General features: G+C 63.0%; 17 protein-coding genes and 1 pseudogene. 8 read left to right on the top strand and 10 right to left on the bottom strand.

Translation table 11 applies throughout. The annotated features are described in order from the left end of the window. Positions 1-22: 22 nt before the first annotated feature. The 4 genes from FJ443_RS19710 to FJ443_RS19695 all read right to left on the bottom strand — a co-directional run bounded on the left by FJ443_RS19710 (position 23) and on the right by FJ443_RS19695 (position 3838). Positions 23-1276 carry a murein L,D-transpeptidase gene (locus FJ443_RS19710; protein ID WP_140494050.1) on the bottom strand — a complete coding sequence of 418 codons (1254 nt, stop codon included), beginning with the start codon at positions 1274-1276 and terminating at the stop codon, positions 23-25. 346 nt (positions 1277-1622) lie between these two features. Next, positions 1623-2138, bottom strand: a complete 516-nt coding sequence (locus tag FJ443_RS19705) for a winged helix DNA-binding protein (RefSeq protein ID WP_013896002.1) — start codon at positions 2136-2138, stop codon at positions 1623-1625. Positions 2139-2375: 237 nt separating this feature from the next. Continuing rightward, complete coding sequence (locus FJ443_RS19700) at positions 2376-2798, bottom strand: DUF6163 family protein (protein ID WP_140665439.1); 423 nt, start codon at positions 2796-2798, stop codon at positions 2376-2378. Then, entirely contained in the window at positions 2795-3838 is a 1044-nt protein-coding gene (locus tag FJ443_RS19695) for an enoyl-CoA hydratase/isomerase family protein (RefSeq protein WP_140665436.1), read from the bottom strand. Before FJ443_RS19695 ends, FJ443_RS19700 begins: the two co-directional genes overlap by 4 nt. 195 nt (positions 3839-4033) lie before the next feature. Between FJ443_RS19695 and FJ443_RS19690 the strand changes: the two genes are divergently transcribed. The 3 genes from FJ443_RS19690 to FJ443_RS19680 all read left to right on the top strand — a co-directional run bounded on the left by FJ443_RS19690 (position 4034) and on the right by FJ443_RS19680 (position 6852). Then, on the top strand, positions 4034-4864 hold the full coding sequence (locus FJ443_RS19690; RefSeq protein WP_140565191.1) for a DUF2066 domain-containing protein: 831 nt from the start codon (positions 4034-4036) through the stop codon (positions 4862-4864). Positions 4865-4952: 88 nt separating this feature from the next. After that, on the top strand, positions 4953-5984 hold the full coding sequence (gene hemB, locus FJ443_RS19685; protein WP_140631536.1) for a porphobilinogen synthase: 1032 nt from the start codon (positions 4953-4955) through the stop codon (positions 5982-5984). Between the two features lie 220 nt (positions 5985-6204). Next, positions 6205-6852, top strand: a complete 648-nt coding sequence (locus FJ443_RS19680) for a dihydrofolate reductase family protein (RefSeq protein ID WP_140665434.1) — start codon at positions 6205-6207, stop codon at positions 6850-6852. 43 nt (positions 6853-6895) lie between these two features. On the opposite strand, the pseudogene ppk2 reads toward FJ443_RS19680, so the two are convergent. Next, positions 6896-7815, bottom strand: a pseudogene (gene ppk2 / locus FJ443_RS19675) (polyphosphate kinase 2). A 239-nt stretch (positions 7816-8054) separates the two neighbouring features. Here ppk2 and FJ443_RS19670 point away from each other — a divergent pair. Continuing rightward, a complete protein-coding gene (locus FJ443_RS19670; RefSeq protein WP_140515679.1) occupies positions 8055-9098 on the top strand; it encodes an aldo/keto reductase in 1044 nt (347 codons plus the stop codon). An 80-nt stretch (positions 9099-9178) separates the two neighbouring features. After that, positions 9179-9325, top strand: a complete 147-nt coding sequence (locus tag FJ443_RS19665) for a hypothetical protein (RefSeq protein ID WP_140494066.1) — start codon at positions 9179-9181, stop codon at positions 9323-9325. Between the two features lie 27 nt (positions 9326-9352). On the opposite strand, the gene FJ443_RS19660 is transcribed toward FJ443_RS19665, so the two are convergent. Together FJ443_RS19660 and FJ443_RS19655 are read right to left on the bottom strand one after the other, a co-directional pair. Next, on the bottom strand, positions 9353-9613 hold the full coding sequence (locus FJ443_RS19660; protein WP_140494068.1) for a DUF982 domain-containing protein: 261 nt from the start codon (positions 9611-9613) through the stop codon (positions 9353-9355). Positions 9614-9716: 103 nt separating this feature from the next. Continuing rightward, positions 9717-10382 carry a GntR family transcriptional regulator gene (locus tag FJ443_RS19655; protein WP_140494070.1) on the bottom strand — a complete coding sequence of 222 codons (666 nt, stop codon included), beginning with the start codon at positions 10380-10382 and terminating at the stop codon, positions 9717-9719. 118 nt (positions 10383-10500) lie between these two features. Between FJ443_RS19655 and FJ443_RS19650 the strand changes: the two genes are divergently transcribed. Continuing rightward, a complete protein-coding gene (locus FJ443_RS19650; RefSeq protein WP_140557018.1) occupies positions 10501-11754 on the top strand; it encodes a multidrug efflux MFS transporter in 1254 nt (417 codons plus the stop codon). A 36-nt stretch (positions 11755-11790) separates the two neighbouring features. Continuing rightward, positions 11791-12156 (top strand): DUF423 domain-containing protein, encoded by a 366-nt coding sequence (locus FJ443_RS19645; RefSeq protein ID WP_140650032.1) that lies wholly within the window; start codon positions 11791-11793, stop codon positions 12154-12156. Positions 12157-12171: 15 nt separating this feature from the next. On the opposite strand, the gene FJ443_RS31215 is transcribed toward FJ443_RS19645, so the two are convergent. Next, positions 12172-12321, bottom strand: coding sequence for a hypothetical protein (locus FJ443_RS31215; RefSeq protein WP_181165119.1), 150 nt, complete (start codon positions 12319-12321; stop codon positions 12172-12174). A gap of 64 nt (positions 12322-12385) precedes the next feature. Further along, the gene (locus FJ443_RS19640) at positions 12386-12529 is read right to left on the bottom strand and encodes a hypothetical protein (RefSeq protein WP_140494076.1); all 144 of its coding nucleotides are present in this window, start codon (positions 12527-12529) and stop codon (positions 12386-12388) included. Positions 12530-12693: 164 nt separating this feature from the next. Here FJ443_RS19640 and FJ443_RS19635 point away from each other — a divergent pair, with 164 nt between their 5' ends. After that, positions 12694-13770 (top strand): substrate-binding domain-containing protein, encoded by a 1077-nt coding sequence (locus FJ443_RS19635; RefSeq protein ID WP_140665431.1) that lies wholly within the window; start codon positions 12694-12696, stop codon positions 13768-13770. A 15-nt stretch (positions 13771-13785) separates the two neighbouring features. Here FJ443_RS19635 and FJ443_RS19630 read toward each other — a convergent pair whose 3' ends face one another. Beyond that, positions 13786-14964: an OpgC family protein gene (locus tag FJ443_RS19630; protein ID WP_140665428.1), complete on the bottom strand. Its 1179-nt coding sequence runs from the start codon at positions 14962-14964 to the stop codon at positions 13786-13788. Positions 14965-15106: the final 142 nt, after the last annotated feature.

Raw genomic sequence — 15106 nt, 5'->3', positions numbered from 1 at the left:
TTTTCCCTGAATAATCAATCGCTTAGAGCGACGAAGTGATCTGCAGCTCGTTGTTTCCGTCGAGGCCATATATGTCGTCGCGGAACTGGACGACGCCGGGGCCCGTCGACCAGGCCGAGAGATAGAGGAAATGCACCGGCACCGGGTTGGTGACCTGGACCGGCGTGTTTTCGCCGGTCTTGATCGCAGCCTCGAAATGCTGACGGTCCCAGCCGGGCGTGTCGCGCAGGATCCAGGTGACGAGGTCGCGCACGTTCTGCACGCGCACGCAACCCGAGGAATCGAAGCGCATCATCTTGCCGAACAGGCTCTGCTGCGGCGTATCGTGCATGTAGACACCGTCCGGGCTCGGGAAATTGATCTTCACCGACGCCATGGCGTTGTCCGAACCGGGGTCCTGGCGGAAACGGTACTTGGCCGCGTCATCGGTCGACCAGTCCACATTCATCGGATCGACTTCGCTGCCGTCTGGCGCAAACAGGCGAATATGGCTGTTCTTGAGATAATCGGGGTCCTTGCGCATCAATGGGATGATGTCCTTGCGCACGATCGACACCGGCGCGTTCCAATATGGATTGACGATGATCTCGTTGATCTTGGAATTGACGATCGGTGTCTGGCGATCGATCTTGCCGACGATCGCGGTATGGCGAAGCACGACGCGATCGTTCTCGACCGCCTCGACCTGCGCTGCCGGAATATCGACCAGCACATAACGGCTGCCAAGCGTGCCCGCCTTCTCCTTCAATCGCTGGAGATTGGTTTGCAACTGGCCGAGCCGGATCTGCGCCGAAACGTTCATCGCCGCGTAGGTATATTTGCCCAGCGCTCCGTCGGCCGGCAGGCCGTGGCGCAATTGGAAGCGCTTGACCGCCGAGTCGACATAGGAATCGAAGGCCGTCGAGATGCCGGCGCTCTGCGACAGGTCGCCGGCGACCATCAGGCGCTTGCGCAGCGGCACGACATCGGGATCGTCGACGCCGAGCTGCAGTTTCTTGGTCGCGGGAACCTCGACCCAGCCGCCCTGCCCGACAATGTTCTGGTACTGCGCCACAGCCTGCTCGGTGAAGGCCACGGTCTGCGGGCTGAAGATCGGCAGCGTCGAGGCCACCTTGCCGCCTGCGCTGGCGCGGGCGTCGAACTGATCGTCCCAGTTGCCGCGCGCCGAGGACTTCAGGATGTCCCCGATCACATCCTGCGCGCTGGCGCGGCCGGCAACAACGGCGGCTGCGAGCGCGGAGGCTCCGGAAAGGAAGAAACGGCGGCTGGTTCTCATGGACGTTCCAGACATTTGTAGCAGTTCGAACACTTGCTGCGTTGATCATCGGGCGATCTCGCCCGCACTCTAAAATTGGCAATCTTAACAATTAGCCAACCATGGTCCGCATCACCTCGGTGTGAAAACGCGCAAGGCTACGCGGCTGCGGGTGAACTCATGGTCTTCACCACAGCATCACTGCCATCTTCGGTTCCATTGGAATATGGCGGCAACGTGGCCTTGGCCCCCAATTTGCTTCGGCCAGCGCAACGAAAAGAAAAGACCGATGCTTTTCGGCACCGGCCCTGACTGGAGGTCGCTGTTGCGGCCGCGCTTCTGTGGCGCGGCTTCTGATTGGTGTGGCTTACATCCGGTAAGCGATGGTGTCGTTCCAGAAGCGGTCGAGGCGCTGGAGGGCGCGGTTCATCTGCTTGAATTCGTCGGTGTTGATGCCGCCGACCTGCTCGATCGAGCCGACATGGCGCTCATAGAGACCGGCGACCACGTCTGCCACCTCGTTGCCCTTCGGCGTCAGCGAGACGCGGACCGAACGACGGTCGATGCGCGAGCGCTGGTGGTTGATGAAGCCGAGATCGACAAGCTTCTTGAGATTGTAGGAGACGTTCGAGCCGAGATAGTAGCCCCGCGAGCGCAACTCGCCGGCGGTCAGCTCCGAATTGCCGATGTTGAAGAGCAGCAGCGCCTGGATGGCATTGATGTCGGAACGGCCATTGCGGTCGAACTCGTCCTTGATCACGTCGAGCAGACGGCGGTGCAGGCGCTCGACCAGTTGGAGCGATTCCATGTACAGGGAACGGATTGCCTCGCGGCGGTCGTCGGAAACGTTGGCGGTCTTTGCCGCCGGACGCGAATTGATCATTGTCTTTGCCTCTCGTTTGTCGCCCTGGTGATTTTTTGTTTTTCACCTTGATCGCGACACTATCGAATACTCATAAAATTCGACTTAAACGCCAAGGCTAACAAGAGCTTACCGGTAATAGGTTTCGCAAGACGCTTAACGAACGGTCACTCGAGCAAGGATAATTAACCTAAAGATTTAGCCAATGATTTCAGGGCGAAATCCGATCCGCCGGATCGCCGGCGGCGCGTGCCGGCTTCAGGTCCGGGGCGACCGCTTCTGCAGATAGATGACGAGGCGGAAAACGACATAGAGCAGCGCCACCCCCGCATGCGAGACGACGATGAGCGGGCGGTGGCCGAAGAGTTCGGGAAAGCCGGCATACATGACGATCTCCGTCGCGGCGCAGATGAACCAAATCACCGGCCCCCAGGAAGCCAGCATCCATAGGCCGGCTGCGGCAAAGGGAAAAAACACGGCGAGCATCACCGCTGTCACCTGCCAGTGGACCGGCATCAGGTCGAAGCGCCACAGCGAGCCGGGATAGAAGCCGATAAGCCTGATCCAGTACAGGATACCGAACAGCAGGCAGTATCCTGATATGATTCGCTGGAACCAGGCGAAGATAACCTCCACCCCTGAAGGCTGAAGCACGACGCGTCTGGACGTCACCTCACTCATAACGCGAGTTCCCGTTCACCGAGCGAGGAAAAATAGGCATCGACATCCGCGTCGTCGACCGCATCGAGGGTTGCCGGCAGCCATTGCGGCTTGGAACCCTTTTCGATGATGGTGGCGCGTATGCCTTCGTAGAAATCGTGGCCCGCGAGCATCCGGTTGAGGATGCGGAACTCCATCTTCATGCATTGATCCATCGGCAGCGTCAGGCCGGCAGTGATCTGGCGCCAGGCGACACGAAGGCTGGTCGGCGAGCGCGTCAGGATCGTCGCCAGCGTCCTTGCCGCAAACTCATCGCTCCCTGCCGCCTGCTCCAGGCTGCCGATGATATCGGCAAGCGACGCCTGCGCGAAGTGATGGGCGATCGCCTCCAGCACCTGCCTGTCCGTCCCGCGCTTCGCCGGGATGAAGAAGCCGCGCAGCACCGATTCGGGATCGCCGGTGGCGGCGAGTTGGTCGAGAAAGCCAGCCTGGTCCTGCGCCTTGATCGTATGCGTGGCCAGCCCGGACCACAACGCGTCGCCATAGCGGATACGATTGCCGGTCAGCGCCAGGTACATGCCGAAGGAACCGCCAAGATCGGGCAGCAGATGGCTGGCGCCGACATCCGGGAAAAAGCCGATACCCACCTCCGGCATGGCGAACTGCGCATTTTCCGTCATCACCCGGTGCGATCCATGAAAGGAGATGCCGACGCCGCCGCCCATGACGATGCCGTCGATCAGCGCCACATAAGGTTTTTTGAAACGCGCGATCTGGGCGTTCAGCCGATACTCGTCGGCGAAGAACTCGACAGGCGGCTTACCGGCCCGGCCGGCCTCATAGATGTGGAGAATGTCGCCCCCGGCCGAAAACGCCCTACCCTCGGCCTTGACGACGACGACGTCGACGCTCCAGTCCCGCTCCCAAGCGTGCAATGCCTTGGCGAGTGCATTGACCATGCCGTGCGTGACCGCATTGAGTGTCCGCGGCCGCGTCAACGTGACGATGCCGGCCCGGCCCAGATGTTCGAAGCGGATCTCGTCGCCTCCGCCAAAATCCATCGTGAAAGAATCCCTCCCCCGCTCCGCCGGGACTGAAGTGCTAAAGCGTGGCCCATGGCCGCGTCAATGCCGGCATGCCGGCAGCGCGTCTTGGCTCGTGCCGGAGCCTAGTGCTAAAAGAGCCGTTGTCGCCGCAACGCCGGGAACCGCACGGCGACTGCGCAGCTGTAGCGGGTTTCCAATGGGGTGTTGCTCATGGCTGGATTTGCGCGCCTCGTGCCGATGACGATCGGGCTGATCGTCATTTGCCTGGCTTTGCAACCGACCCTGGCGGCAAGCCTCGCCGATCTTTACCAGTCGCAGACCATCGTCAACGGTCGGTACGAGAAGAACCGCCAGGCCGGCTTCAAACGTTGCCTCGACGCGGTTCTGGTCCGGGTTTCCGGCGACCAGCGCCTGCCGGCGAAACCGGAGATGGCGGCGCTGCGCGACAAGGCCGGCAGCTTCGTGACGGCCTTTCGCTACCGCGATCGCATGGAAGGCATTCCCAACCATGACGATCAGGGCACGTATGATCGGCCTCACAATCTCTACTGCCAGTACAGCCCGGCGATGATCGATCCGGTGCTGGCTTCGCTCGGCAGCAGGCCATGGCTGACCGAAAGGCCACGGCTGGCGGTGTTCTTGTCGACCGAGCGCGGCGTCAAGCATTTCGCGCTCGATGCCGATGACGAGCGCGGCGTGCTGATGCGCGAGTCGTTCGGCAATGCCGCCGCGCCGATCGCCATGCAGGTAACCTTCCCCACGGCAGCGCTGCTGTCGAAGGCGGGGCTGGACGACAGGATCATGCGCGACGCCGACATGGCGAAGCTGGACACGGTTGCGAAAATGGCCGGCGCCGACCAAGCGCTTTCCGGCAGCATCGTCTGGAGCGACAAGGAGTTGGGCTGGATCGCCGACTGGCGGCTGGCCAAGGCCGGCAAGACCTACGCCTGGCAAGTGCGCGGCGTCGGCTTCGACGAGGCGTTCCGTGTCGGCATGCGCGGTGCGGCGCAGATCCTTTCGGGCAACGGGCAACCCGAATAAGGACCCGACCGGATTGCTGGCACAAACGTGTCGCATTGGTCAGCACCACGGGTGCGTGATAAAAGCCGGCCAAACGAGAGTTTTGGCGATGAACAGATTCACCCCCGCAAAACCTGCCGGCGCGCGCAGCGTCGACGACATCACCGGCAGCCGCCGCTTGCGACGCATGCGCAAGGCCGACTGGTCGCGGCGCCTGGTGCAGGAGAACAGGCTTTCCGTCGACGACCTGATCTGGCCGATCTTCGTCGTCGACGGCAGACAAGTGCGCGAGCCGATCGCCGCCATGCCGGGCGTCTTCCGCCTGTCGATCGACCTTGCCGTCAAGGAGGCCGAACGCGCGGCGAAGCTCGGCATCCCCGCGCTTGCCACCTTTCCCAATGTGGACATTTCGCTGCGCGACGAGACCGGCTCGCATATCCTCGATCCCGACAACGTCATCAACCGCGCCACGCGCGCGATCAAGGACGCGGTGCCTGAGATCGGCGTCATCACCGACGCCGCGCTCGACCCGTTCACCAGCCATGGCCATGACGGCATTCTGCGCGACGGTCTCATCGTCAATGACGAGACGGTGGAACAGGTGACCGCGGCGGCCGTCATACAAGCCGCGGCCGGCGCCGACATCATCGCGCCGTCCGACATGATGGACGGCCGCATCGGCGCCATCCGCGACGCGCTCGACGCAAACGGTTTCCAGGACGTGGCGATCATGTCATATGCAACGAAATTCGCCTCCGCCTTCTACGGGCCGTACCGCGAGGCGGTCGGCACGGCCGGCCTGCTCAAGGGCGACAAGAAGACCTATTACATCGACCACGCCAATTCCGACGAAGCGGTGCGCGAGGCCGAGCAGGACCTGGCCGAAGGCGCCGACATGCTGATGGTCAAGCCCGGCCTGCCCTATCTCGATATCATCCGCAGGCTGAAGGACGAATTTGCGGTGCCGACCTTCGCCTACCAGGTGTCGGGCGAATATTCGATGATCAAGGCGGCGGGCGCCAATGGCTGGATCGACGGCGAAAAGGCTATGCTGGAATCGCTTCTTGCGTTCAAACGCGCCGGCTGCGACGGCATTTTGACCTATTTCGCCCCTGAGGTGGCGGAGATGCTGAGAGCATAGTTTCCTCCCAGCGCCTTCAAACCATATGCTCTTCATGGAACTCACCGGCGAATGAGCCGGATGGCGGCTGTCTCGGCAGCCGCCACTTTCACTCTGGACATCGCATGGGCGAAGTACGGATATGCATCTTCTCGATCGCTGAAAATACTACTTGCAATTTGCAATCGGTTTGCTAGAAAGTAACTGCTTGCAAAATACAACTGGTCTGAGGAGGCTTTCCATGTCCAGACTTCGCGTCAACGCATTCACCTTGTCGCTCGACGGTTACGGCGCCGGTCCCGACCAGGATTTGAAAAACCCGCTCGGCGTCGGTGGGGAAGCCCTGCACAAATGGATGATCGGTACCCGCACCTTCCGCAAGATGGTGCTCGGAGACGATGGCGGCACAACCGATATCAACGAGGCGTTCGCGGCGCGCAGCTTCGAGAATGTCGGCGCCTGGATCCTCGGCCGCAACATGTTCGGGCCGATCCGCGGCGAATGGCCTGACGAAAACTGGAAGGGCTGGTGGGGCGACAACCCGCCCTATCATGTGCCGGTCTTCGTGCTGACCCACCATGCGCGCGAGCCGATCGTCATGGAGGGCGGCACGACCTTTTACTTCATTACGGATGGCATCCATTCGGCGCTCGAGCAGGCAAGGGCAGCGGCCAATGGCAGCGATGTGCGGGTCGGCGGCGGCGTCGCCACCATCCGGCAGTACCTCCAGGAGAGGCTCATCGACGAGATGCATCTGGCGATCTCGCCGGTGCTGCTCGGCTCCGGCGAGCACCTCTTCGCCGGTCTCGACATGGTCAAGCTTGGCTACCGCTGTACCGAACAGACCGCGACGCCCGACGCCACACATGTGGTTATCGAGCGAGCCTAGCCTGACGCGGGTGCCGCTCTCGAGCGACACCCGCTCGCCTCACTCAATACTTCTCCGGCACGTAAAGCTCGCGCGGCAGCACCTGGCGCTCGTATTCGGGATTGAAGACGCGCTCGGGCAGCGTGATCTCCTCGTGCGGCACCTCTTCGTAGGGAACCTGCTGCAAGAGGTGGTCGATGCAGTTCAGCCGGGCGCGCTTCTTGTCGTTGCCCTCGACGATGAACCAGGGCGCCTCCGGAATGTTGGTACGGGCGAAGGTCTCTTCCTTGGCCTTGGTGTACTGTTCCCAGCGCACCCGCGACTGCAGGTCCATCGGCGACAGCTTCCACTGCTTCATCGGATCGTGGATGCGCATCAGGAAGCGCATCTGTTGTTCCTCGTCGGTGATCGAGAACCAGTATTTGACCAGCGTGATGCCGAACGGACCAGCATGCGCTCGAACTCCGGCACGTCACGGAAGAATTCCTCCACCTGATCGGCCCCGGCGAAACCCATCACCCGCTCGACGCCGGAGCGGTTGTACCAGGAGCGGTCGAACAGAACGATGTCGCCGCCGGCCGGCAGATGCGGCACATAACGCTGGAAATACCATTGCGACGTCTCTCGCTCGGTCGGTGCCGGAAGCGCCACGACGCGGCAGATGCGCGGGTTGAGCCGCTGGGTGATGCGCTTGATGACGCCGCCCTTGCCAGCCGAATCGCGGCCTTCGAAGATCACCACAAGCTTCTTCTTGTGGTAGGCGACCCAGGATTGCAGCTTGATCAGCTCGGATTGCAGCCCGATCAGGTCGCGAAAATACTGCATGCGGTCGATAGAAGGCGGATGCGCGTTCTTGTAGATCCTGGCGATCTCCAGCGACAGCGCCGGTTCCGACATCTCCAGTTCATAGTCCTCGTCGAGCGTGTCGGCGAGTTCGGCTTCCAGCCAGTCCCGGGCGCCGGACTTGGGTATGGATTCATTCATCGGTGTTCCTCCATCTGCAAGCTGCCGCCTCCGGCAACGACCGGGCGCACTGGTCGCGTCCTGACGGCGGCGCGCAACGCCCTGATCGACTGAGTATAGGCCGGCAATGACGGTTTTATTGCAGGGGCACGCCACGGCCGCTCATCGGTGTGCTGGGGCCGGAGGGCGACAAGCCGCACGGATTGTCCTACAAATCCAGCAACCTGATCGGGCCATTCTTCTCAATCGCGAGGACTGACATGGAATACCGCACTCTCGGCCGTTCCGGCCTGAAGGTTTCGGCGCTGACGATGGGCACCATGACCTTTGGCGGCGCCGGCCCGTTCGCGGCTGTGGGCAACAGCGATCTCGCCGAGGCGAAGCGCATGATCGATCTGTGCATTGATGCCGGCATCAATCTCATCGACACGGCCAATGTCTATTCGGACGGCCTGTCGGAGGAGATCATCGGCGAGGCACTCGGCGGCAAGCGCAGGAACGACGTGCTGATCGCCTCCAAGGCGCGCATGCGCATCGGCGACGGTCCCAATGACGAAGGCCTGTCGCGCCATCATTTGATCCGCGAATGCGAGAAAAGCCTTAAGCGGCTCAAGACCGACGTCATCGATATCTATTTCCTGCACGAATGGGACGGCGTGACGCCACTCGAAGAGACCATCGCCGCGCTCGACACGCTGGTCGGCCAGGGGAAGATCCGCTATATCGGCTGCTCCAACTATTCCGGCTGGCAGGTGATGAAGGCGCTCTCCATCAGTGACACCCGCCATCAGCCGCGCTTCGTCACCCAGCAGATCCACTACACGCTCGAAGCACGCGAAGCCGAATACGAGCTGCTGCCGATCTCGGTCGACCAGGGATTGGGCGTGCTGGTGTGGAGCCCACTGGCGGGAGGCCTGCTGTCGGGCAAGTATCACCGTGACAGCCCGACCGCGCGCCAGGTCGCCGGCTGGTCCGAACCGCCAATCCGCGACGAGGACCGGCTGTGGCGGATCGTCGATGTGCTGGTCGAAATCGGCAAGGCCCGCGGTGTGTCCGCCGCACAGGTGGCGCTTGCCTGGCTGCTTGGCCGGCCGGCTATCAGCTCGCTTGTGATCGGCGGGCGCAACGAGGCCCAGTTCAGGGACAATATCGCGGCGGCCAGCCTGACGCTGGCCGGCGAAGAACGTGATCGCCTCGACGCGGTCAGCCGCCCGCCCCTGCTCTATCCCTATTGGCATCAGCAGCTGACGGCAAAGGAGCGTTTCGGCGCCGCCGACCTTGTGATCGACCGAAGCAGCTTATAGGAACCCTGGTGCCGGCTCCGAGACGTCGGAAGGCGAACGACGCGTAGTCAGCCCACAAGAACAGCAAAAAAGGAGCCGCTATGGCACGAGCACCAAATTACGATCAGGAACGCAAAGAACGCGATCGCCAGAAGGCGGCCAAGAAGGCCGAAAAGCTGGCGGCCAAGGCTGCGGCGCGGGAGCGTCAGAAACCCGAGACTGACGCCGAGATTGAAACAGAGGAATGACGGCGCGCGGCGGCAATCCGGCCTGGATCAGGCCGGCGCCTTGTCGCTGACGAAGACGTCCACTTCACGCGCCGCCGCGATAAAGGCGCGCCTTGCGTTCATGGCCGGCTTGTCGCCGGCCAGCGCATCGTGGCAGGCCTGCAGCGCCGCGCGATGCTTGGGGGTGCGCTTGCCGGGCCAGCTGTTCATGAGATAGTCGGAAGCCTCGCGGGCCGAGCGTAAGAGCTGTGTACTTCCCGCCGTGACTGATTTGACGGTCACGGGTACTTCAAATCGGTTGTTTTCCATCGCCCGGTCCTACGCCATCGGCGTCCGCGAAGCGAGGCCGAAAGTGGGGCTCGGGGCCGGTGGTCCTTTTTTCGGCGGCGAGTGGCCTGCCCTGCAGGCCGCATTATGCCGCCACGACGGCAAATCCCCTGGCGCGAAGGCCGCGGCGATCATTGGCCAGCGACGTCAACAGACGGTCGCGACTGCCCACGATATGCTGCGAGAGCAAGCGCGCGGCTTCCTGTGCATCGCCGCTCCGCACGGCGGCCAGGATGGCATGATGTTCGGCCCACGCGCGGCCAAGGGCCGCTCCATCGCGTACCTCCAGCCAACGGGCGCGCGAAAGCCTGGTCATCGCGTCGCGGACGGCCCGAAACAGGAATTCATTGCCGGACAGTCGCGCCAGCTCGATGTGGAAATCCATGCCGACGCGATGCCATTCCTCGCGCGGAGTGTCGTCGTCGCAGGAGACGAGCATAGCCTCGATGACATCGACGGCACTTCTGTCGGCAAGCCCGCATGTCAGCCGCAAGGCCGCGACCTCGACCGCTTCGCGGTAGACCGCGATCTGCTCGAGTTCGGCCAGGTTGATGGGCGAGACCGTCCAGCCGCGCCCGTCCCTGCCGACCAGCCCTTCGGTTTCGAGCCGCAGCAGCGCAGCCCTGACCGGCGTGCGCGAGGCGCCGAAGCGGCTTTCGATCCAGCGCTCGGTGAGTTTCTCACCCGGGCCGATCTCAAGTCCAAGGATCATCTCGCGGAGCTGCCGTTCGACGTTGTGCATCTGCGACATCGTTGTTGCCTTTTCACGTGCCCGCATTGACAGCGGTCGGGCTGTGGGTCCATGACGGATACCGACTTGGTATCCCAAAATGGTATCCACAACAATCCCTGGCACACGCAGGCACGGCATGACGCAGAACGATACGGAACAGGGCGGCTACAATATCCACTGGCGGCGCAATCTCGCCGTCTGCTTCGCGGGTTCGTTCAGCACGCTCATCGCCATGACCCTGCTCTTGCCGTTCCTGCCGCTCTATGTCGAGCAACTGGGCGTCGAGGGCCATGCGGCGATCGTGCAATGGTCGGGCATCGCCTATGGGGCGACCTTCTTCGCGGCGGCGCTCGTTGCGCCGTTATGGGGACGGCTCGGCGACCGCTACGGCCGCAAGCTGATGCTGGTGCGCGCCTCCTTCGGCATGGCGATCTGCATGTCGCTGACCGGAATGGTCGAGACGGTCTGGCAATTGGTGCTGCTGCGCCTGCTGATCGGCTTTGCCGGCGGCTATTCCTCCGGCTCGACCATATTGGTGGCCATGCAGACGCCGAAGGACCGCTCCGGCTGGGCGCTCGGTGTCTTGTCCGCTGGCATCACGGCAGGTTCGCTGGTCGGCCCCTTGCTCGGCGGCGCGCTGCCGCCGGTAATCGGCATCCGCGCGACCTTTCTGTTGTCCGGCGGCGTCATCTTCCTTGCCTTTCTGGCGACGACATTCCTGATCAAGGAGAACCAGCGCCCGCAAGCAAGCAAAGCCGCGACGGCGGCAAAGCCGAAGAGCGGCTGGTCGCAAATTGCCGACAAGCGTCCGGTCGTGGCCATGCTGACGACCGGCATGCTGCTGGCCTTCGCCACCATGTCGATCGAGCCGATCATCACCGTCTATGTGCAGCAGCTGATCGAGGACCAGAGCCGGGTGACGCTCGTTGCCGGCGTGGTGATGTCGGCGGCCGCCCTTGGCGCAATCCTGTCGGCGTCATGGCTTGGCAGGCTCGCCGACCGCGTCGGTCACTGGAACGTCGTCGTCGGCGCGCTGGCCGTGTCGGCGCTGCTGCTCATTCCGCAGGCCTTCGTCACCGACGGCTGGCAACTGATCGGGCTGCGCTTCCTGATGGGCCTGGCGCTCGGCGGTTTGCTGCCTTGCATCACCAGCGTCATCCGCCACAACATTCCCGACGGCGTCGGCGGCAACGTGCTCGGTCTTTCGATCTCGGCCCAATATGTCGGCCAGGTCGCCGGACCGCTTGCCGGCGGTTTCGTCGGCGGCCATTTCGGCATGCGGGCGGTGTTTCTCGGCACGTCGGTGCTGATGGCGCTCGGCGCGGTCTACAACTGGATTGTCCAGGCGCGGCGGACGCGGCATATGTTGATGGAAGCGGGCAAGCCCTGACGAACTGCCCAGCCGATCAACCGAAGGAGCGTCGACATGAACCTGACCGAAACGACCGGCAGCCGTCTGCTTGTGCTCGCCGCCGGCGTCGTGGGCGCGGCCGGCGTGGCGCTGTCGGCGGCCGCCGCACATCTCGGCGGCGCCTTCACCGGTACGGCGGCATCGTTCCTGCTGATGCACGCACCGGTGTTTCTCGCCGTCGGTCTCCTCGACGCGAATCGCCCGCTGCGGTTAGCCAGCCTGGTGCTGCTCGTCGGGCTCGTGCTTTTCACGGGCGATCTTCTCGCCCGCGATTTTCTCGGATCGAGGCTGTTTCCGATGTCGGCGCCGATCGGAGGCACCCTGCTCATCGCAGGCTGGCTGACCATAGCTGTCTCCGCCGTGGTGCGTCGGCGACCCTGAGATGCGCGGCCGGTTTCAATCCCGGCGACGTTCAAGTCGGATCCAAAGATCGCGGTTGCGCGCCGAGAGCGTCGCGCGGCGCGGCGCCTCTGGCCGCTCCGCGGCCGTGCCGATGCCCCAATAATTGCGATAAATGTCGTCGAACAGATGCTTCATGGGATGCATGGCTCTTCTCCTCTTGATTTGAATTGAATCGATCCAATAGGCCGACGCAAAAAATTCACGCCAGTCAGCTCCGCTTGCGCGCCACCAGGAAGCGCAGATCGCGAATCCACGGGCTTGTTCCGCCGCGGCGCTTGGACTTGTTGGCGGCCGACCCGATGCTCCAGTCGTTGCGGTAGATGTCTTCGAACAGATAGTTAACAGGATGCATGGCGCACCTCCCATCTAGGTTTAATCCAGCAGGCAGATCTTAGTTGGATCGATTCAAAGATAGGCCTATGGAAGCCGCCGGTCAAGCAAAATTTGAATCGATCCAACGAAAGTGCTAGATGCAAATCGGGAACGTGCTAAATGCATGTCAGGAGGCACGCGCAAATGGCGTCACTCACCGCAGGCAATCGACGACCCGTCCGGCTGGCCGACATCGCCAAGGCAGCCGGTGTTTCGCACGGCACCGCCTCCAACGTTTTCAGCCGCCCCGAGATCGTGCGCGAAGAAGTCCGCGAACGGGTCCGTGCGGCGGCCGAGGCGATGGGCTATGCCGGCCCCGATCCCAAGGGCCGCCTGCTGCGGGCCGGCAAGGTCAACGCCATCGGCGTGGCCACCGCGGAGCCCCTCTCCTATTTCTTCGAGGATCCCTTCGCGCGCGTGATGATGGCCGGTATCTCGCAGGCCTGCGATGCGACCGGGGCCGGTATCTCGTTAGTCTCGGCGGCCAACACCGAACAGCTTGCCTGGAATATCCAGAGCGCCCTTGTCGACGGCTTCATCGTCTTCTGTATCGAAGGCGGCTCGCGCCTTGTCGAATTGGCGCGTGAGCGCAAACTGCCCTTCGTGGCGCTGGACCTGGATTCGGAGGATGGATCCGTCGCGGCGATCGGCGTCGACAACATCGCCGGCGCCAGCCTGGCGGCGCGCCATCTGACGGAACTCGGGCATCGCCGCTTTGCCGTGCTGGCGCTGCCTTTCGCCGACGGCAGGACAGGCATCATTTCGCCCGAGGAGCTTCGCGCCGCGGCCTATGCGGGGACACGCGATCGCCTCACCGGCTACTTCCGGGAGCTTTCGCGGGTTGGCATCGATACATCCAAAGTGCCCGTCTACGAAACCGCCAACGATGCCGCCACCACAAAGGCGGGGCTGGAAACGATCTTTGCTTCCGGCGAACCACCCACGGCCATCCTGGCGATGTCGGACAGGATGGCCTTGGCAACGCTTGAATGGCTGAGCGCGCGCGGGCTGAATGTCCCCGATGATGTTTCGGTCATCGGTTTCGACGGCGTTCCCGAAGCAGCGCTATCCGAGCCGCCACTGACCACCGTCGCACAGCCGATCGCCGAGATGGGCCGGCTTGCGGTCAAGGCGATCCTGGAAAACGACGGCAAGGTCAGTCGGCAATTGCTGCCGGTCGAACTGATTGTGCGCGCCTCCTCGGCTCCACCGCCCCGCTGAACCGACTCGCCGACCTCAGCGGTTGGCTCTAGCCACGGCCGAGATACCGAACGACCCCTGGACGGGCTTGGCGTCCTTTTGCGTCGTCCTGGCTTTCCCCGAACCCCCGATGGTCGACAACCATTCGAGGTAGAAAGCGAGCGCGAACTGCATGGCGATGCCGGCGGCGAGCAGCAGGCTGTCATAGGCGAGGCCGCCGGGATTGATCAGCTTCATTACCTGGGCGACCATGGCGATCAGCGTGCCGGCGATGAACACCGGCAGCGAGCGCTTGCCGAGTATCGCCAGCGGATGGTCGGGTCCGGTGCGGAACAGGTTCGAGACCGCAGGCAGTGCCACCACCAGATAGCTGACCGCCAGGATGTGCAGCAGCCGCGGGAGCGACAGGAATGTCTTGTCGAAGCCGGTCAGCACCACCGGCAGGTCGAACCAGGTCACCTGGCCCCAAAGCGGACTATGCACCCATGCCAACGCGGCCAGCACATAGGCAGCGGCGGGACCGATCAGCCAGCGGTTGGCTGGAATGACGCCGCCGCGCCTGACATGCAGCATGGCGGCAAGGCCGATGTTGAACAGGAACTGCCAGGACAGCGGATTGAGGAACCACAGGCCGGGCTCGGGATAGTTCGGCGGGGCGATCTGCCAGATGCCGGCTACAAGCCACAGCAGGCCGGACACGGTCAGCGCTGCAAGCGGCCTGTAGCTGATGAACAGCAAGAAGGCCGGCGCCAGCAAAAGCAGCACCGCGTAGACCGGCAGGATGTTGTTGTAGCCGAGTTGGTGGCCGAGCGTGACGATGCCGACCAGCACCTCGGGCGTGTCCTTCATCAGCGGTTCGATGTTGATCAGCTTCAGCAGTTCCGGCCGCCGGCCGAACACCGCCGCGGCACAGAACAATGCCATTACCGCCATCGTGGTGACGATATGGGCGATATAGAGCACGCCTGCCCGCCGCCACATTTTCAGCGTCGCGAGCAGCCGGCCTCCCGGGCGGAACTTCGTGCCATAGGCAAGCGCGACCGAAATGCCCGATATCAGCACGAAAGCCTCGGCCGCATCCGAAAAGCCGAAATTCTTGTAGGTCAGGGTGTCGAAAGCCGTGCCCGGCACATGGTCGACGAAGATCGTCAGCAGCGCGAGCGCACGCAGCACATCGATGCGCGTATCGCGCTCGGTTGGAACTGGGGTGGTCATCGACAAAAGGCCTCAAAGCTGGTTGTTCATGCCCAGCAATGCGACCCCCGGCGCACCGCTTCGATTCCTCCGCGATGGAGTATATCGGCGCAGAAACGGACTGAAATGCGCCCGGTTCAATCAACTTTCGCGGAGCATGAAA

It is taken from the genome of Mesorhizobium sp. B2-6-1, assembly GCF_006440475.1.
Lineage (GTDB): Bacteria > Pseudomonadota > Alphaproteobacteria > Rhizobiales > Rhizobiaceae > Mesorhizobium.
Note: the sequence above shows the minus strand (reverse complement) of the source record. Positions and strands in the feature narration are given on the sequence as shown.

Bases quoted from the DNA above. Each gene is read 5' to 3' on its own strand.
- FJ443_RS19710 (WP_140494050.1), bottom strand. From the start codon at position 1,276: ATGAGAACCAGCCGCCGTTTCTTCCTTTCCGGAGCCTCCGCGCTCGCA.
- FJ443_RS19705 (WP_013896002.1), bottom strand. From the start codon at position 2,138: ATGATCAATTCGCGTCCGGCGGCAAAGACCGCCAACGTTTCCGACGAC.
- FJ443_RS19700 (WP_140665439.1), bottom strand. From the start codon at position 2,798: ATGAGTGAGGTGACGTCCAGACGCGTCGTGCTTCAGCCTTCAGGGGTG.
- FJ443_RS19695 (WP_140665436.1), bottom strand. From the start codon at position 3,838: ATGGATTTTGGCGGAGGCGACGAGATCCGCTTCGAACATCTGGGCCGG.
- FJ443_RS19690 (WP_140565191.1), top strand. From the start codon at position 4,034: ATGGCTGGATTTGCGCGCCTCGTGCCGATGACGATCGGGCTGATCGTC.
- hemB (WP_140631536.1), top strand. From the start codon at position 4,953: ATGAACAGATTCACCCCCGCAAAACCTGCCGGCGCGCGCAGCGTCGAC.
- FJ443_RS19680 (WP_140665434.1), top strand. From the start codon at position 6,205: ATGTCCAGACTTCGCGTCAACGCATTCACCTTGTCGCTCGACGGTTAC.
- FJ443_RS19670 (WP_140515679.1), top strand. From the start codon at position 8,055: ATGGAATACCGCACTCTCGGCCGTTCCGGCCTGAAGGTTTCGGCGCTG.
- FJ443_RS19665 (WP_140494066.1), top strand. From the start codon at position 9,179: ATGGCACGAGCACCAAATTACGATCAGGAACGCAAAGAACGCGATCGC.
- FJ443_RS19660 (WP_140494068.1), bottom strand. From the start codon at position 9,613: ATGGAAAACAACCGATTTGAAGTACCCGTGACCGTCAAATCAGTCACG.
- FJ443_RS19655 (WP_140494070.1), bottom strand. From the start codon at position 10,382: ATGTCGCAGATGCACAACGTCGAACGGCAGCTCCGCGAGATGATCCTT.
- FJ443_RS19650 (WP_140557018.1), top strand. From the start codon at position 10,501: ATGACGCAGAACGATACGGAACAGGGCGGCTACAATATCCACTGGCGG.
- FJ443_RS19645 (WP_140650032.1), top strand. From the start codon at position 11,791: ATGAACCTGACCGAAACGACCGGCAGCCGTCTGCTTGTGCTCGCCGCC.
- FJ443_RS31215 (WP_181165119.1), bottom strand. From the start codon at position 12,321: ATGCATCCCATGAAGCATCTGTTCGACGACATTTATCGCAATTATTGG.
- FJ443_RS19640 (WP_140494076.1), bottom strand. From the start codon at position 12,529: ATGCATCCTGTTAACTATCTGTTCGAAGACATCTACCGCAACGACTGG.
- FJ443_RS19635 (WP_140665431.1), top strand. From the start codon at position 12,694: ATGGCGTCACTCACCGCAGGCAATCGACGACCCGTCCGGCTGGCCGAC.
- FJ443_RS19630 (WP_140665428.1), bottom strand. From the start codon at position 14,964: ATGACCACCCCAGTTCCAACCGAGCGCGATACGCGCATCGATGTGCTG.